This window comes from Elusimicrobiota bacterium, from assembly GCA_016218575.1.
In the GTDB taxonomy this organism is placed as follows: Bacteria; Elusimicrobiota; Elusimicrobia; order UBA1565; family UBA9628; genus JACRDN01.
Window position 1 is genome coordinate 1 of the sequence record JACRDN010000023.1, and the last position, 16,075, is coordinate 16,075.

General features: G+C 62.6%; 14 protein-coding genes. 2 read left to right on the forward strand and 12 right to left on the reverse strand.

What is annotated here, in order from left to right; all coding sequences use genetic code 11:
• Positions 1-107 precede the first annotated feature (107 nt).
• The 12 genes from HY921_12545 to dnaE all read right to left on the reverse strand — a co-directional run bounded on the left by HY921_12545 (position 108) and on the right by dnaE (position 13,397).
• Complete coding sequence (locus tag HY921_12545) at positions 108-932, reverse strand: hypothetical protein (GenBank protein MBI5631699.1); 825 nt, start codon at positions 930-932, stop codon at positions 108-110.
• 80 nt (positions 933-1,012) lie between these two features.
• Positions 1,013-1,891 carry a 4-hydroxy-tetrahydrodipicolinate synthase gene (locus tag HY921_12550; GenBank protein MBI5631700.1) on the reverse strand — a complete coding sequence of 293 codons (879 nt, stop codon included), beginning with the start codon at positions 1,889-1,891 and terminating at the stop codon, positions 1,013-1,015.
• The gene (locus tag HY921_12555) at positions 1,888-2,688 is read right to left on the reverse strand and encodes a diaminopimelate epimerase (protein MBI5631701.1); all 801 of its coding nucleotides are present in this window, start codon (positions 2,686-2,688) and stop codon (positions 1,888-1,890) included. Before HY921_12555 ends, HY921_12550 begins: the two co-directional genes overlap by 4 nt.
• The gene (locus HY921_12560; GenBank protein MBI5631702.1) at positions 2,685-3,632 is read right to left on the reverse strand and encodes a tetratricopeptide repeat protein; all 948 of its coding nucleotides are present in this window, start codon (positions 3,630-3,632) and stop codon (positions 2,685-2,687) included. The genes HY921_12555 and HY921_12560 overlap by 4 nt, the downstream gene beginning before the upstream one ends.
• A complete protein-coding gene (locus HY921_12565) occupies positions 3,629-4,609 on the reverse strand; it encodes a patatin-like phospholipase family protein (GenBank protein MBI5631703.1) in 981 nt (326 codons plus the stop codon). Before HY921_12565 ends, HY921_12560 begins: the two co-directional genes overlap by 4 nt.
• On the reverse strand, positions 4,606-5,913 hold the full coding sequence (locus HY921_12570; GenBank protein MBI5631704.1) for a TolC family protein: 1,308 nt from the start codon (positions 5,911-5,913) through the stop codon (positions 4,606-4,608). The genes HY921_12565 and HY921_12570 overlap by 4 nt, the downstream gene beginning before the upstream one ends.
• A gap of 10 nt (positions 5,914-5,923) precedes the next feature.
• Positions 5,924-6,490, reverse strand: a complete 567-nt coding sequence (locus tag HY921_12575; GenBank protein MBI5631705.1) for a HAMP domain-containing protein — start codon at positions 6,488-6,490, stop codon at positions 5,924-5,926.
• Positions 6,483-7,544, reverse strand: a complete 1,062-nt coding sequence (locus HY921_12580) for an ATP-dependent 6-phosphofructokinase (protein MBI5631706.1) — start codon at positions 7,542-7,544, stop codon at positions 6,483-6,485. Before HY921_12580 ends, HY921_12575 begins: the two co-directional genes overlap by 8 nt.
• A gap of 1 nt (position 7,545) precedes the next feature.
• Positions 7,546-8,631, reverse strand: a complete 1,086-nt coding sequence (locus tag HY921_12585) for a tagatose 1,6-diphosphate aldolase (GenBank protein ID MBI5631707.1) — start codon at positions 8,629-8,631, stop codon at positions 7,546-7,548.
• 41 nt (positions 8,632-8,672) lie between these two features.
• Positions 8,673-9,506, reverse strand: coding sequence for a hypothetical protein (locus HY921_12590; protein MBI5631708.1), 834 nt, complete (start codon positions 9,504-9,506; stop codon positions 8,673-8,675).
• A 22-nt stretch (positions 9,507-9,528) separates the two neighbouring features.
• A complete protein-coding gene (locus HY921_12595; GenBank protein MBI5631709.1) occupies positions 9,529-9,906 on the reverse strand; it encodes a response regulator transcription factor in 378 nt (125 codons plus the stop codon).
• Positions 9,882-13,397 carry a DNA polymerase III subunit alpha gene (gene dnaE, locus HY921_12600; protein MBI5631710.1) on the reverse strand — a complete coding sequence of 1,172 codons (3,516 nt, stop codon included), beginning with the start codon at positions 13,395-13,397 and terminating at the stop codon, positions 9,882-9,884. The genes HY921_12595 and dnaE overlap by 25 nt, the downstream gene beginning before the upstream one ends.
• A gap of 25 nt (positions 13,398-13,422) precedes the next feature.
• Here dnaE and HY921_12605 point away from each other — a divergent pair, with 25 nt between their 5' ends.
• Together HY921_12605 and HY921_12610 are read left to right on the forward strand one after the other, a co-directional pair.
• Complete coding sequence (locus HY921_12605) at positions 13,423-13,977, forward strand: NUDIX hydrolase (protein ID MBI5631711.1); 555 nt, start codon at positions 13,423-13,425, stop codon at positions 13,975-13,977.
• A gap of 37 nt (positions 13,978-14,014) precedes the next feature.
• Positions 14,015-16,069 (forward strand): cyclic nucleotide-binding domain-containing protein, encoded by a 2,055-nt coding sequence (locus HY921_12610; protein ID MBI5631712.1) that lies wholly within the window; start codon positions 14,015-14,017, stop codon positions 16,067-16,069.
• Positions 16,070-16,075 lie beyond the last annotated feature (6 nt).

Sequence of the window (16,075 nt, forward strand, 5' to 3'; positions counted from 1 at the left end):
AGCAATGTTCCTGCGCTGGCCGCGATTGGAACCGAAGAGCAAGCGGAGGTGAGGCAACTAGTCGCGGCCTAAAAAGTTAGAATGAATCCCTCACCAATTAGGTTACGCTACGCAATTTCCCCGGACATCGGGGCACGGCCGTCCGCGAGGCCGCTGAATTCTATGAATAGCGCTTGCCGTCCGGCGCCGGCGTCGAAAATGTGGATTTGCCGCGCTTCGATGCCGAGCGCGCTCAATTGGGATTTAATGTCGTTTACAGGAGACTGGTTCAGCGCGGCCCCGGGTATGAAGCGGTTCGGCGGCGCGGGGATTACCGCCGAAGGCTCCTCCGCCCGGGAATCGCCCGAAAACGACCCAAAAGACTTCGGGAACAACAGCGCGGCACGCTCGGCCATTTCGGTCATTTTATCGTGGACGGCCTTGCCGTAAAGCATGCCCATAGGATTGGAAAAAGCCTTGACCATGAGGAGCAGGTCGGCCCTGGCCACATCAGGCAAGGAGCCGTCTCTCGTCGCGGCTTCCTCGTATTGAGCCAGTCGAGCCTCGAACTCATCTGTTTCCGCGAGAACAGAAAGCTCGGCCTTTTCTCTGAATTTCTCCAACCGTTTCACGAGATTCTCCCTTTCAGCGTACGACAGGCTTTCGACATCGAGCATGGCTTGCCCGATATTCGAGCCATTCCTTTCGGAGCCGAACATGGCATAAATAATGGGGCTAACGGAGGATAAGCCGTCGAGATCTTTCATTAGATCTCCGGGGACGGAGCTCCATGGCGAGTTCGGGTCTAAGATAGCGGCCCCCTGCGGGGAGTGGGCGAAGGAGATGAACGAGGCGAATGCGGGAACCCAGCCGCTGTCGGCAAAGGGACGGGGGTCGAAAACCGATGCCTGGATCGGTCCCGCGAATAGCACGGCCAGGATAACCGCCTTCATTGGAGTTATTTTATTACAAAGCGCGCCCCGGGGTCTGAGCCTTGTGGACCGTTTTGACAAGGCCAAAGGGCCTAGAAAATCTAGGCCCTGAATTTCTTGAGCGCGGCCTTGAGCGCGGCCTTGGTCTCGGGAGCCGCTTCGGTCAGGGGCAGGCGCAAGGTCCCGGAGCAGAGCCCCAGGATTTCCAGGGCGGCCTTGAGGGGGATGGGGTTGGTTTCTAGGAATAGCGTCTTTACTAGAGGAAATATTTTAAAATGAAGTTTCTTTGCTTTTGCCATGTCCCCCGATAGGGCCGAGCGGCAAAGCAAAGCGGTTTCCTTGGGGGCGACGTTGGCGACGACCGAGATCACGCCCTTGGCCCCGGCCGCCATCATGGGCCAGGTCAGGCTGTCGTCGCCGGAAAGGACGGAGAAGGGCGGGGGCATAAGGCCGAGGATTTCCGAGACCTGGTCGAGGCTTCCGGAGGCTTCTTTCACCGCCGCGATGTTGGGGCAGGCCTTGGCCATGCGGGCCAAGGTCTTGGGGAGAATATTCACCGCGGTGCGGCCGGGAATATTGTAGACCACCACGGGCAGGCGCGTTCCCAGCGCCACCGCGCAGAAATGGCGGTAGAGTCCCTCCTGGGTGGGTTTGTTGTAGTAGGGTGCGAGCACAAGGAGGGCGTCGGCTCCCAGACTCTCGGCCTCCCGGGCCATCTCCAGAGCTTTCCAAGTGGCGTTGGTCCCGATCCCGGCGATGACCGGCACCTCGCCCCGGGATTCCTCCAGGGATATCTCGATGCAGCGCCGGAACTCCTCGTGGGTGAGGGTCGCGGCCTCCCCCGTGGAGCCGCAGGCGACCAGCCCCGCGCTTTTGCCCGCGATCTGCCGGCGGATCAGGGAGCGCAAGGCCGCCTCGTCGAGAGTCAGGTCCTTCTTGAAGGGGGTGGCCAAAGCGGCGTAGGAGCCTTCGAATTTCATAGCTCGATCTCTCCTTGAAAGGCGATTCGCGCGGGCCCCTCGAGGCGGACCTCGGACAGGCGCTGTCCCCGCGCCCGGAAATGGACCTTGAGCGTGTCCCCGCCGCGCGTGAGCACGCGGACGGGGGGACGGCACTTGCCGAGCAGGAACCCCGCTGCGGCCGCGGCCACGGCCCCGGTGCCGCAGGCCAAGGTCTCTGCCTCCACCCCGCGCTCATAGGTGCGCACGGCGACCGTTCCCGCGCGTATGCGGATGAAATCCACGTTGGTTCCCATCGGCTTGAAGGCGGGATGGCGCCTTAAGACCCGCCCGAGATCGAGGACCTGGGTCTTCTCCAGGTCCGAGACCTCGAGTACCGCGTGGGGAGCTCCGGTGTCGAGGAAGTGGACGCGCAAGATCCGGCCCGCGGCTTTCAAGCTCAGGCCGAGTCGGATATCCCGGGGCTCGGGCATGGAGAGGGAGACTTTTCCAGGACCGGCGATCCGGGCCTCCAAGCGGCCCTGGCTCGTGAGGATGCTAAATTGCTTCTTTCCGCGGGTCCGGCCGCTCCGGTACAGCCACCAGGCCGCGCAGCGCGAGCCGTTGCCGCAGAAGGCCTGGGAGCCGTCCGCGTTGAAATAGTCGAGAGCGGGCCTTGTCCGGGAGCCGGACAGGACCAGGAGCCCGTCGGCCCCGACGCCGAGGCGGCGGTCGCAAAGCCCTCGGGAGAGCTTTCCAAGGTCGGCGCCGCGCGGGCGGCTCGGCAGAAGCGCGAAGTCGTTCCCGGCTCCGGAGAGCTTGAAGAAGCGGATTTTCACGGTTTGTCCGCTCTCAAAAGCTTGAGAAGGCTTGCCGCGGCCTGGGCCACGAAGGGCGTCTTGGCTCCGGCGCGGGAGGCGGCCTCGAGGTCGGCAAGGGCCGGGTTCGTGCGGTCGGTTCTCAAGTAAACCCGCGCTCGTATCCAGAGAGCGAGGGCGCTTTCCGGATCTTTTTTAAGGATAGGATCGACCACGGCCTCGGCTTCCGGGAATCTCTTGGCTTCGAGCAGCCACAGGGCCCGAGCCAGAGCGATCTCCAGGCGTCTCGGCTCGCGCGCCCAAAGCTTGTCCAAGGTCTCGATGGCTTCCGCCAGCCGCCCGCTTTTTCTCTGGATCAGGGCCAAGGTCATGGCCGAGTCGGAGTCTGGGGAAAGCTCCAGGGCCTTGCGGATCGAGAGCTCTGCCGTGCGCCAATCCTTGAGCTCCAGGAGGAGCTCGGCGTACTCGCGCCAAACGGAGGCGTTGTCGCCCATGGTTTCCAGGGCCTTCTCGTAATGCTGGGCGCTCTCCTCCAAAAGCCCGAGGTTCTGGTCTATCTCGGCCAGTCCCAGGTGGGCAATCTTGTTGTTGGGATGGATTTTAAGCACGCGCTGATAAAGGGGCTCGGCGGACTCCTCCAAACCCATGCGGTGCAGGAGATTGGCCAGCTCGCTCAAGAGATTGATGTCCTTGGGGAAAAGCTTGATCCCCAACTGGTAGACTCCCAGGGCTTTTTCCATTTGTTGGGACTGCTCATAGCTCGAGCCCAGGAAAAAGTAGGCCTGCCTCAAGTGCTCCCCTTTCAGCTTCTGCATGGCGTCCGGGGGCAGGCTCTCGATGTCGGAGGCGTAGTGGCGCTGCTGGTAGAGGGCTTTGGGTTTTTCGAGGGGATCTATGATCGAGCCCCAGAATCCGGCTTGGCAAGCCGGGGCGAGCCAAAGGAGCGCGAGCCAACCCCGCATCATAAATTCTTGGCCGGCCGGGGCGGGATATACTCTGGAAGCAGAGAGGGCATCGAGAACAGGATGTACTCCTCCATGGCGGGATTGAGCCGCTTCTTGGCCGCCACGATGCCCTTGGCGATGGCCTCCTTGGTCCGGGAGGTTTCGTACATCCCGATGTCGCCCACCGGAGGCTCGATGAGGAAGTTGGCCTGGCGGCGCTGCTCGCGGGAAAGAAGGGAGCCGCGGATGTTTATTACCTGCTCCAAACTCTCGAGCACGTTTTCGGGCTTGGAGTGGGTGTAGTCGGGCTCGGTGACGCTGGCCAGCACCCATTGCGCGCCCAGGAGCTTGGCGGCGTCAACGGGTATATAGTCCACCACGCCTCCGTCCACGAGGTAGCGGTGGCGGTACTCGACCGGGGCGAAGATCCCGGGAAGGTTCATGCTGGCCCGCACGGCCGCGGCGAGATCCCCTTCCCGGAGGATGATCCCCTCTCCGGAGTAAAGATCCATGGCCACGCAGGCGAAGGGCTTGGGAAGATCCTGGAAGCGGGTCTTGCCCAGCACCTCCTGGACCAGCTTCTCCGTTTTCTTGGAGGAGAGCAGTTTGTCGCTTAGAATGAGGGAGAGGAGCCGGAAAGTGTTGAGGTTGTTCCCAGAGTTGATTTTGAGGGAGTTGGCCACTTTCCAGATCGTGGCCATGGGCTTCTCGGCGGCGACCATGGCGCCTAGGACCGCGCCCATCGAGGTCCCGGCCACGGCATCCACCGGGAAATCCACCGAGTCGAGCACGGCCAGAACCCCAACGTGGGCCGTGGCGCGCAGGGAACCCGCGGAAAGGACGAGCCCGACCTTGGGCCGCCGCCCGGCGGGAAGGGCAGTGATCTCTCTCCAGAGATGATCGCGCAAAAGCGAGTCCTGGGAGAGGTCGGGAGCGGTCCGCCCGAGGGCCGGGAGGGCCATAAGCGCCAGGACGAAAGCCGCGTCCCGCGCCCTCACTGGGAGATTTCCCGCCCCACGGCGCGCGCGAGGCGCGCCTTGGCCAGGATATGCTCCATGACGGAGGAAAGATAGGCCAGGCGCAGGTCGAGGAGCGCCTTGCCGGCCCTGATCCGGCCGAGGGTCGGGCCGGAGCGGCGCGCCGACGAGTCATAAAGGGCCTGGATTTTTCGGAATTGGGCCTCGCGCATGGGCCATTCCTTCTGCCAATACTCCAAGGTCTCGTAGGCCTGGCGGACTTCCAAGCGCACCCGATCCTGGAGTTCGGCGCGCTTAAGCTCCCCTTGGCGCTGCTCGGCTCTCTTTTGCTTCAACTGGCTCCAATAGTCGTAGGCGAAGGGGATGCGTATGCCGAGGGTGGCGTCCCAATTGTTGCGCCTCAAGGGGAACTGCGTCCCGGTGAGCTCGTAGTCTCCGGCGAGGAAAACGGTGGGGATTCGCCGGGCCGAGGCCAGGCTCACGGAGATGGCGTCCATCTGGGCCCGGTAGGTCTCCGACTGGAGCTCGGGCCTGAGCTCCATGGCCCAAAGCACGGCCTTGTCTATGTCGATGAGGGCGGGCTTGGTCTCGAGGGTGCCCGCCACTTTGAAGGAGGTGTCGAGCTCGATGTTGAGGCTCTTGAGAAAGGCCAGTCGGCTCAAATCCAGCTGGTGGCGGGCCTCGGACACCTCTGCTCGGGCTTGGGCCGATAGGGCCTCCGCCTCCACTTTCTCCCAGGAGTCCAAAGAGGAGCTCGCGGCCCACTCCTGCGCGTTCTCCAAAAAAGTTTCCGCGGCCAAGACCTTCTCCTGGGCCAGGATGAGGCGGTAGAAGACTTGCTTGACCTCGAGAGTCACGTCCATGCGCACGGAGTCGTAGTTGCTGTAGGCCTGCTTCTGGGCGGCCTGGGCCAGCCGCAAGGTGTTGATGGTCTTTCGGCCCTCGTAGATGGGCATGTGCATGTAGGAGCGCCCGGAGTAGATGTTGCCCGTATTGGGGGCGAAAAGCTGGGGGACGTCTGGGAAAAGCAGGATGTTGCGGGAATCTCCGGAGAGGCTGAAGGGGTAGCGAGCCTCGAATTTTGTGGCGCTGGCCTGCAGGCCGAACTCGGGGAGGAAAAGGAAGCGCGCCTCCTTGACTCTTTGCTCGGCGATGATCTTGTCCTGCTCGGAGGTGAGCAGTCTCGCGTCGTTGAGCAGGGCCAGGTGCCGGGCGTCATCCAACGTGAATACCTTTTCTGGCGCCGAGGAAGGTGAAACGGACTGGGCCGACAGGAGAGCCGGGAACAGCCCCAAGATTAGGGCAAGACGGGAGGTTTTGAGCATTCGGCTAATTTTAAACCTTGAACGATTTCGTCAGATGATCGAGCTCCACCTTGAGAGACTCCAGGTCCTCGCGCGCGGTCGAGCCCGCCCCGTTGTCTGGCAACCTCCTCAAGGCCGCACTCACGCGCTCCGAGAGGCGCCCGGCCAGATTGCGGTCCTTCTGCACTAGGGACTGGAGGCTCGCCACCATGCCGTTGAACTCCTCCTGGAGCTCAAGGAGCTCGTCTCCCATGCGCAGGGAGACTCTGTGCGTGAGATCTCCCGAGGATATGATCTGGGCCGACTTCTCGAAGCGGTAGATGGGCCCCGCGAAGCGGTGCGAGACGTAGAGCGAGATGAGCAGGATCAATGCCAGGTACAGCCCGAGCTTGACCATGATGATGAGGTTGAAGTGGGCCAGGCTCGGCGCCAGCGCGGGGTTGTCCTCCAGTACCATGCGGGTCATGGTGTGGTAGACGTCGGCCCCAATGATGAGGCATGCCAAGAGCACGCTTACAAAGACCAGCCCGATGTACTTGAGCTGGAGGGAGCGCTTGACAAGGACCGTCTTTCGCTGGAACTTGGGGGGCTCAGGCATTGACCGGCGCTCCTTGGGCCGCGGTCCTCTCCGTCATGACGTCCATGAGCTCGAACCAATCCGGGGTCACGGTCTTGAGCTTGGCCGTGGCTTCCTCAAGAGGAACGGGAAGCACGGCGTCGCCCTTTAAGGCCGCCATGTGGCCGAATTTTCCAGCGTGGACGAGTTCCGCGGCCTTGACCCCGACGCGGGTGCCTAGAATGCGGTCGAAAAGCGTGGGTGCTCCGCCTCGCTGAATATGGCCGATCACCGCGGCGCGGGTCTCGATGCCGGTCGCCTTCTGGACGGCCTCGGCGATCCGTTCTCCCACCCCGCGCTCCTTCAAGATCATGTGCCCGAACTCGTCGAGCTTCTCCTCCTTTTCCTGACCGGTGAACTCCACCGCCTCGGAGGCCACGACCAGGGCCACGTTTTTTCGGGCGTGCGCGGCCGTGAGCTTCTTGGCCATGTCGTTTAGATCCACGGGCCTCTCGGGGATGCAGATGCAGTCGGCCCCGGCCGCGATGCCGGTGAAAAGAGCGACCCAGCCGGCGTGCCGGCCCATGACCTCCAGGATCATGATGCGCCGGTGGGAGCGTCCGGTGTCCACCAGGCGCTGGGCCGCGTCCACCGCGATGGTGACCGAGGTGTCGAAGCCGAAGGTGTAGTCGGTGGCGGAAAGGTCGTTGTCCATGGTCTTGGGCACGCCCACGATCCTGGCCTTGTGCTCGCGGAAAAGCTTGGCGGCCACGCCCAAGGTGTCCTCCCCGCCCATGGCCACGAGGGCGTCCAGGGAAAGTTTCTTGAAGGTCTCTAGCACGGCCTGGGGCCCGCCTTCCTTCTTGTAGGGATTGGTGCGCGAGGTCCCGATAATGGTCCCTCCTTGGGAGACGATGCCCTCCACGCATTGCCGGGTGAGAGGCTTGGCGTTTCCGGATATCATGCCCTTCCAGCCTTCCTGGATGCCCAGGCACTCGTAGCCCAGGGCCGAGGCCTTCATCACGACCCCGCGGATGGCGGGGTTGAGCCCCGGGCAGTCTCCGCCGCCGGTCAGGATGGCGATGCGCTTGGCCATGTCAATAATCCCCGTGCGTGGAGGCGGCCTTGCCGGCCTTCTCGCCCTCTCTTAGGTACCAGGTCGGGCTCACGGCAGAGGCCAAATCCTGGGTAGATATCCCGTAGCGCGTGGTCCAAGGTTGGGCCGAGGCGTCCACGATCCTGTTGAGGGTCTTCATGCGCTCAATGCCGGTCGCGGCCAGAAATTGCGCGCGGGCCTCGCGGGTTCCGTGGTCGAAATATTCATTGAAGATGGCGCGCCCGGCCATGTAGCCGGAACAGCCCGCCTTCATGGCGAGCTCCACCTGCTTGACGAAGAGGTCGAATTTCTCGCCCGCGGAGAGCAGGACCCAGGGCCGGATCGCGGCCTCGTTGAGCTTGCCCAGATTGTCTTGGAGCTGGGCGGGGCTTTCGGCCTTGATGTCCCCCGGGAACTCGAGCTTCAGGATGTCGGTGTGGGGACCGATGAGTCGGGTGGCTTCGAGGATGTTCTTGACCTTGCGCTGCTTGTAGGAGGGGGAGGACTTATCCTCGCCCTTGCGCGGGAAGGAGAGCTCCTCGGTCATGAGCAGGATGTCGTGGCGCGCGCACTCGCGCGAGACTTTCTCGACGAAGATGAGTTGGGCCTTCACGTTCTCCTTGTCTTCGGCGTCGAGGTAGACCAGGAGCTTCACGGCGGAGGCGCCCATCCTCTTGATCTTCTCCACAGACCAGCCCGGCTCGTACTCCGAGGGGAGGCCGGCGTCCTTGGAGGCCTCGGAGCGGACTATGAGCCCCGCCCCTCTGGGCAGGGCGAAGGAATTGATGGCCTGGCGGGCGCCGTAGTTCACGTCCAGGAGCACCGCGCTGGCGTGAGCCCCCAGCACCCCCACCATCTCGAGCTTGGTGTCGCGAATTTCCTCGTATCCGGGCTCGGCCGGTTTGCCCGCCTTCTCGTGCATGGCGCGCAAGGCCTTCTTGAAGGAATTGGACTGGTCCAGGGCCAAGACCTTGAAACGGTTGTTCTCGTCCGTGATCTGGCGCAGCCCCGAAAGCTTCCCGGCGCTCAACTGCAAAAAATGTTTCTTTAGATTCGAATCCGCCTTTACTGCGGTTGCGTTAGCCATGATGTTCTCCTTGCGCTACCTTCTGACACTAGCTGTTCCTGTTAAAAATTGCCGCTGTAGCGCAGCTGCACGACGCGTTCGGGGCCGCGGGGGTCTCCCCCGTTGAAGCGTCCTCCCTGCCCGACGCCGCGAAACGCGAAATCCAGGTGGAAATGGGGGGTCATGTACACCCGCAGCCCGGTGTTGAAGCGGCTGTCCGCGAAATTGTTGATGTTGTCCCACTCCACGAGGATGGAGGCCCTGTCCTGTATGTTGAAGCTCAAGGGCAGGGCGCCGAAAATGGAGTTGCTGTCGAAATCGGAGATGTTGAAGGAGGGGTGGGCCTGGAGGCCGGGAAGACCCAGTTCCTGGGTGGCTACGAAATAGAGCCCCCTCTGGCGGTGGTTGTAGCGCTTGTCCACCTGGTTGTACAGGTGGCCCTGGCCGTCGTAGCCCAGGGCCAAAGACGGGATTTGCCGGTCTCCGTCGAAAAAGCGGTACTTGATCTGTAGGTTCGGGGCGCGCAGGCGGACGGTGGAGTTGTTGCCGATGATGCCGTCCATGTTCAGGGAGGCGCCGAGGTTTAAGTTCTGGAAGACCCCGAAAGAGATGTGCTGCAAGACTCCGCCGTTGGCGAAGAATCGGCTCTGGGCCGCGTAGCCCCCGTAGTCGAGGACAGCCGTGGTCGGGGTGTCTATGGTGTCCACGTCGGGCTGGAGCAGCGCCCCTAGTTCCGCCCCCCCGGGCTCTCCTCTCTTGGGCCTGATCTTGACTGTCCCGCCCTCGGTTCCCGCCGGAACCGGCGGATCGGCGGCCAGGGCCGGCTGGGCGAGGCTCAAAGCCGCCAAGAACAGCCAAAGACAGCCCGAGCCCGACGGCGGCCGCGATTTCGTCATGAAGGCATTTTATCTTTCTTGCCTAAGCTTTCGCAAGAATTTTAGAGATTTTTTCATGAAGGGCGTCCATTTCGAAGGGCTTCTGGATGATTTCGTTGGCGCCGCTCATGAGGGCGATGCCCTTTTCCCGGTTCGTGTCGCGGCTGGTGATGATGAGGATGGGGGGGGCTTTGGCGCCGAGCTTGTTGGTGACCTCATATGCCACGTGATAACCATCGACGTAGGGCATCATCACATCGAGGATCAGGAGGTCCAGCCGGCCCGAGAGCGCGGCCTGGAGGGCTTCCTTGCCGTTGGTCGCGGTCAGGATGTCGTAGCCCTGGTAGCCCAGGTCCATCTTTAGAAGCTCAAGAAGGTCCGGGTCGTCATCGGCAACTAGGATGCGCTTTCGATCCGCCATGCTTTCTCCCCTAAAATTTTCTCGATAGAGTCTAGCAGTTTTTGCGACAGGCGCACGCCGTAGTCCAGCTCGAGCACGGCGGTTCCCTCCGGGGTCTCGTATTCCAGCGCCACGCGGCAGGAACCGTGGTGGCTTTCCAAGATTTCCTTGAGGGACTCGAGCAGGTTTCCCTCAAGGACGGAAGGGGGCGTTAGAAGTCGCAGTTTTTTCCCGCAGAGGAAAAGCGCCATGTCCAGGGGCATGATCTGCTCGACGATGAGCTCGGGTCCCGCCTCGACCTCGGTCCCTCCCGCTCCCCGAAAGCTGAGGCGTCCCGTTACCGCCACGATGGAGCCCACCTTGAGCTGGGCCCCGAGCCCCGCGGCATAGGACTTGGGAAACACAAGGAGGTTGATTTCCCCGGTCAGATCCTCGAGCACGCCCCGAGCCCATTGCTCGCCCTTGCTCTTGGTGACCATGCGCTTGATTTGGGTGATAAGACCCGCCAACCGCACCGGGCCGGTGATTTCTTGGCCGAGCTTGTCTATGGCGTGGCTGCTCACCGCCTTGAGCTTCTCCTGTATCCCCAAAAGCGGATGGCCGGAGAAGTAGAAGCCCAGCACTTCTTTTTCGGATTTGAGAAGGTCATGCTCGCTCATCGGCTGAACCTGGATCTTGGCTTCGGACGGATCCTGGGCCAGCGAGACCTGCGTCCCGAAGAGCAGCCCTTGGCCGCGCAGGAGATCCTCGCGCAGGCGGGTCTGTCGCCCCATGCAATCGTCGAGCCGGGCCGCTAGGTCGGCCCTTCCGGCAGCCGGGGGCGCGCCGGGGGCCAAGTTGTCCAGGGCCCCGGCCTTGATCAGGGACTCTAGGACCTTCTTGTTGCAGGAGTGCAGGTCCACGCGCGCGCAGAAGTCATCCAGGTCCTTGAAGGGGGCCTCTTTTCGGGCCTTGAGCATGGAATCCACCGCGCCCTCGCCCACGTTCTTGACCGCCACCAGGCCGAAACGGATGGCATTGGGGTCCTCGATGGAGAAGTGGGCTTGCGACTTTTGTATGTCGGGGGGCCGGATTTCGATGCCCATGGCGCGCGCCTCTTCCAAGTAGGTGACGAGCTTGTTCTCCTTCTCGTCGGTTCCGATGGCGGAATGCCCGATCTCTGAGGTCGCCACCGCGGCCATGAACTCCAGGGGGTAGTTGGCCTTGAGATGCGCCGTCTGGTAAGCGACGATCCCGTAGGCCACGGAATGGGAGCGATTGAAGCCGTAGCCGCCGAACTGGACCATATGGTCGTAGATCTTGTTGGCGAGCTTAGGCGAGATTTTGTGCCCGGCCGCGCCCTTGACGAAGGTGTCGCGCATCTTCTCTAGCTCTTCCGGGATCTTCTTTCCCATGGCCTTGCGCAGGCCGTCGGCTTGGCCCGGCGTGAAATCGGCGAGCTTCTTCGATATCTCCATGACCTGCTCCTGGAAAACCATGCAGCCGTAGGTGTCCTTGAGTATCGGCTCCAGGAGAGAATGGTCGTAGGATATCTTCTGCTTGCCGTGCTTTCGTTCGACGAACATGTCGAGCATGCCCGACTGCATGGGGCCGGGGCGGAAGAGCGCGATCAGGGAGACGATATCGTTGAAGTCCGTGGGTTTGAGGCGGACCAGGAGGTCGCGCATGCCCTGGCTGTCGAGCTGGAACACGGCCAGGGCCTTGCCAGAGCGCAGAAGCTCGAAAGCCTTGGGGTCGTCCATGGGTATCTTATCGATCGCGAATCCCGGGTCGTGCCGCGCCCGAATGGATTTGACGCAGTTCTCGATGATGGACAAAGTGCGCAGGCCCAGGAAGTCGACCTTCAGGAGGCCTAGCTTGGGCAGGACGTCGCCGTCGTACTGGGTCGTGATCACGTCGGACTTTCCGCCGCGGGAAAGCGGCGTGTATTTCACCACCGGCTCCTTGGTGATAACGGTGCCGGCCGCGTGCACGCCGGTGTGGCGCTTCAAGCCCTCGAGCTTCAAGGAGAGGTCGAGGAGCTTCTTGATCTGGGGGTTCTTGGCCGCCTCCTGGAGTTCTGGAGACTTCTGCAGGGTCTGGTACAAAGTGACGCCGGGCCCGCCCGGAATCATCTTGGCGATACGGTCCACCTCGGCCAGGGGGACGTTCATCACCCGGCCCACGTCGCGCACCACCAGGCGCGCCGCCATGGAACCGAAGGTGATGATCTGGGCCACGTTGGCGGCGCCGTACTTCTGGCGCACGTAGTCTATGACTTTGTCGCGGCCGGTGTCGGCGAAATCGATGTCCAAGTCCGGCATGGACTTGCGGTCGGGGTTTAGGAAACGCTCGAAGAGGAGGTTGTGCTTCAAGGGATCGGCGTCCGTGATGCGCAGGGCATAGGCGACTAAGGCCCCGGCGCCGGAGCCGCGGCCCGGCCCCACGGGGATCCCCTCGCGCCGGGCGTAGGCGATGAAGTCCCAGACCACCAGGAAGTAGCCGGAGAACCCCATTCTCCGGATCACGGAAAGCTCGAACTTGAGCCGCTCTCCGTACGCTGGCGCCATGGCGCCTCCGAGGCGGATTTGCAGGCCTTTTAGGCAGAGGTCCTCAAGGTAAGAATCCTGGGTGAAGCCCTCCGGCACTTGGAATTCGGGAAGGAGGAGCTGGTCCGTGGGAATCTTGATATGGCACATCTCCGCGATCTTGAGGGTATTGGCGAGGCTCTCGGGGGCGAAAGAGAAGAGGGCCTGCATCTGGGCCGGGCTCTTGAGGTAGAACTCGTGGGTCTCGAATTTGAGGCGGTTGGTGTCCTCGAGCTTCCTCCCGGTGGAGATGCAGACACGCGCGTCGTGGGCCTCGAAATCGTTCTTGTGGGCGTAGTGGCAGTCGTTGGTCGCGACCAGGGGGATGCCGGTGCGCTTGTGGAGCTCCAAAAGGGCTTGGAGGACCTGGCGCTGCTTCTCGAGGCCATGGTCCATGATCTCGAGATAGAAGCAATCCGGCTCCAGGCTGTCTCGGAACCACGCCGCCAGCTTCTCGGCCTGGGCCAGATTCCCGTCCATGATGGCCTGGCTCATCTCGGATTTGAGGCAGCCCGAAAGGATGATGAGCCCCTTGGAGTGCTTGGCCAGGAGTTCCTTGTCCACCCGCGGGTCGTAGTAATAGCCCTCGGTGAAGCCCTTGCTCACCAGCTGCATGAGGTTCTGGTAGCCCTCGAAGTTCCTGGCCAGCACCGTCAGGTGACAATTCTCCTTCTGAGAGTGGCCGCGGTCGGTGAGCTTTCCCTTGGAGAAGTACATCTCGCAGCCCACGATGGGGTTGAGTCCGAGGGAGGAGCACTGCTGGTAGAACTCGACGGCCCCGTACATGTTGCCGTGGTCGGTGATGGCCAGGCCCTTGGCTCCCTCCTGGGCCAAGTCCTTCAAGGCTTCAGAGGGCTTGCCGTCGCGGTCGGAAAGGCGGATCACCCCATCGAGGAGGGAGTACTCCGAGTGGTTGTGGAGATGGACGAACTCGGTTTTGGGCATTTTTTGTTATACTCAACTCACGGCCATGACTAAGACTTCCGCGGGCAAGGCTTGCCTCGTCGAGACTCTGATCAAGAAAAACCCCGTTTACCGCGGCAACGCGGTCGATTTCTGCGTGGACCGTGTGCGTCTTCCGGACGGCCGCTCGGCCACGCGAGAGTACTTGGACCACCCGGGTGCTGTGGGAGTCGTCCCCTTCCTAGACGCCAAGACCGTGGTGCTCGTTCGCCAGTACCGCCATCCCGTGGGCGAGATCACCTTGGAGCTGCCCGCCGGAAAGCTGGATCGCGGCGAGAAGGCCCTGGCCTGCGTCAGGCGCGAACTGCGCGAGGAGACGGGCTACTCCGCCGGGAAGATTCGATTCCTCCTCGATTATTGGCCGACCCCCGCCTTCGCCAGCGAGAGGCTCCACCTTTTTGTCGCCGAGGGCCTGGTCCCGGGTGTCCACGAGCCGGATTGCGATGAATTCATCGAAACGGAGGTCCTGCCTTTTAAAAGAGCCTTGGGCCTGGTCCGCTCCGGGAAGATACTCGATTCCAAGACCGTGATCGGGCTTTTGGCCTGCGCCTTTTGGGGCTAGGCCGTCCGAATTATACTAAATGCCCTGACCCTCTAAAATGACCCCTGAAGAAATCCCGGTCTGGGAGCCTTTTCTCAAGAGGGTTCCTCTTTTCTCCGGGCTATCCTTCGAGGACATCTCCCGCATCGCGGCGCGGATGCAGGCGCTCTCCTTGCCCAAGGGTTCGGTGCTCTTTTCCCAGGGCGACGAGCCGGACTCCCTCTACATCATCACTTCGGGTCAGGTGCGGCTCTTCCATTCCTTGAATGTTGGTGAGACCTTGGTGGCTTTCCTGGGCCGGGGCGAGACCTTGGGGGAGGGGGGGCTTTTGACCGGGGAGCCGCGCAGTGCCACCGCCAGGCTCAACACCACCTGCGAGTTCTTAAAGCTCTCGCGCAAGGACTTCGAGGCAATTTTAAGGGAGACTCCCTCCCTTCTCCTTCATCTCTCCCGGATACTCGCCCGCAGGCTGGTCCCGCAGGTGGCACCCAAGCCCAGCAAAAAGGTCTCGAGCGCCCAGCTCATGGCCTTCAACGCGGCCCTGGGCAGGGCCGACGCGGCTCTGTTTTCCTGCCAGCTGGGGCTGGCTCTCACCGAGCAGACCCGCAAGCGGACGCTTCTTGTGGACATGGGGACGGACTCGGGGGCTATCGCCCGGGCCTTGGGACTCAAGCCCCAGGTCATCGCCGAGGCGGCCCTGCGCGAGGTGGACTTGAGGGACCCGGGGATGCTGCGGACCTTGGCCCAGGCCCACCCCTCTGGCTTGGAGATCCTAAGCCTCCCGGCCGCGACCTTGGGGGGGCGGCTCTATAGCGGCATTTATCTCTTCTTGAACTTCCTGCGCGAGGCCCACGACCTGGTCCTCGTGCATTTGAGCTCGGAGTTGGGCGACATCGAGAAGTCCGTGCTCGCCGAGGCCGACCAGGCCCTCCTGGTGGGGAACGCCGGGCACAAGCCGCAGTTTCGCCAGCTCGAGGGAGAGCTTCTCTCGGCCATGGATCGCAAGAAAATGCTCGAGGTTTGGCTGGGCGAGGCCGACTTCGAGGAGTCCACTTTGGCTTTGCCGTCCCAGCGGCAGACCATCCCCTGGTCCGAGGATCTGGCCGAGGTTTTCGAAAGGTCCGCCTCTCCCTACAAGGCCATGGAAGGCCATCCCAAGTCCCTGAGGGGCATCGAGCGTCTGGCCCGGCGCCTGGGCGGGGTCCAGGTGGGGCTTGCCCTGGGCGCCGGCGCGGCCCTGGGGCATTCCCTGATCGGTGTCCTCAAGGTCTTCAAGAAGGAGGCAATCCCCATAGACATGCTGGCCGGCACCTCCATCGGCTCGCTCATCGGAGGCTTCGCGGCTCTCGGCATGGAACCGGAGGAGATCGAGGACCTGGCCGCGCGCATCGACAAGGCCTGGGTCTACGAGAACTTGTTCTGGGACCTCACCTTGCCGCGCTCCGGGATTTTCGCGGGGGAGACCTTGCTGAGGTTTGTCCGGTCGTATTTCGGGAACAAGGAATTCCCGGAGCTGGAGATGCCCTTCGCCTGTGTCGCCACCGACATAGAGACCGGCGAGGAGGTCGTGTTGAAGGAAGGCCGCGCGGCCGAGGCCATTCGCGCGAGCTGCGGCCTGCCGTTGATTTACGCGCCGATACGCTTGAACGGCCGCTACCTGGTGGACGGGGGCCTGGTCAACCCCGTTCCCGCCAACGTGGTGGCCGACATGGGCGCCAACGCCCTGATCGCGGTCAACCTCACTTCTCCCGCCAGCGAACGCCCCACTCGCATCAAGGCCAGGCGCATGGCCCAGAAGACCACGCTCTTGAACGCGCCCGTGGATTTGGCGAGCTTGAAGGAACTGGCCCTTCCGGAGCTGCTCAAGGCGCCCAGCATGCCCGAGATCTTCTTCCAGATGATATACACCATGGAGTACGAGATCGCGCAGACCCGCTTGGACCTGGCCGACGTGGTGATCCACCCCGATCTTCCCGGCTTCTCTTGGACCGAGATGCACCGCGCCAAGGAGATCATCAAGGCCGGCGAGCGCGTGGCCGAACAGTACCTGCCCCAGATCAAGGCCCTCATTCCCTACTTCTCGGACTATTGCCGGGTGCCCTCTCGCAAGTAGCCTTAG

Coding starts and splice junctions, on each gene's coding strand:
- HY921_12570 (MBI5631704.1), bottom strand. CDS start 5,913: ATGCTCAAAACCTCCCGTCTTGCCCTAATCTTGGGGCTGTTCCCGGCT.
- HY921_12595 (MBI5631709.1), bottom strand. CDS start 9,906: ATGGCGGATCGAAAGCGCATCCTAGTTGCCGATGACGACCCGGACCTT.
- HY921_12610 (MBI5631712.1), top strand. CDS start 14,015: ATGACCCCTGAAGAAATCCCGGTCTGGGAGCCTTTTCTCAAGAGGGTT.
- HY921_12575 (MBI5631705.1), bottom strand. CDS start 6,490: ATGCCTGAGCCCCCCAAGTTCCAGCGAAAGACGGTCCTTGTCAAGCGC.
- HY921_12590 (MBI5631708.1), bottom strand. CDS start 9,506: ATGACGAAATCGCGGCCGCCGTCGGGCTCGGGCTGTCTTTGGCTGTTC.
- HY921_12550 (MBI5631700.1), bottom strand. CDS start 1,891: ATGAAATTCGAAGGCTCCTACGCCGCTTTGGCCACCCCCTTCAAGAAG.
- HY921_12605 (MBI5631711.1), top strand. CDS start 13,423: ATGACTAAGACTTCCGCGGGCAAGGCTTGCCTCGTCGAGACTCTGATC.
- HY921_12545 (MBI5631699.1), bottom strand. CDS start 932: ATGAAGGCGGTTATCCTGGCCGTGCTATTCGCGGGACCGATCCAGGCA.
- HY921_12585 (MBI5631707.1), bottom strand. CDS start 8,631: ATGGCTAACGCAACCGCAGTAAAGGCGGATTCGAATCTAAAGAAACAT.
- dnaE (MBI5631710.1), bottom strand. CDS start 13,397: ATGCCCAAAACCGAGTTCGTCCATCTCCACAACCACTCGGAGTACTCC.
- HY921_12560 (MBI5631702.1), bottom strand. CDS start 3,632: ATGATGCGGGGTTGGCTCGCGCTCCTTTGGCTCGCCCCGGCTTGCCAA.
- HY921_12580 (MBI5631706.1), bottom strand. CDS start 7,544: ATGGCCAAGCGCATCGCCATCCTGACCGGCGGCGGAGACTGCCCGGGG.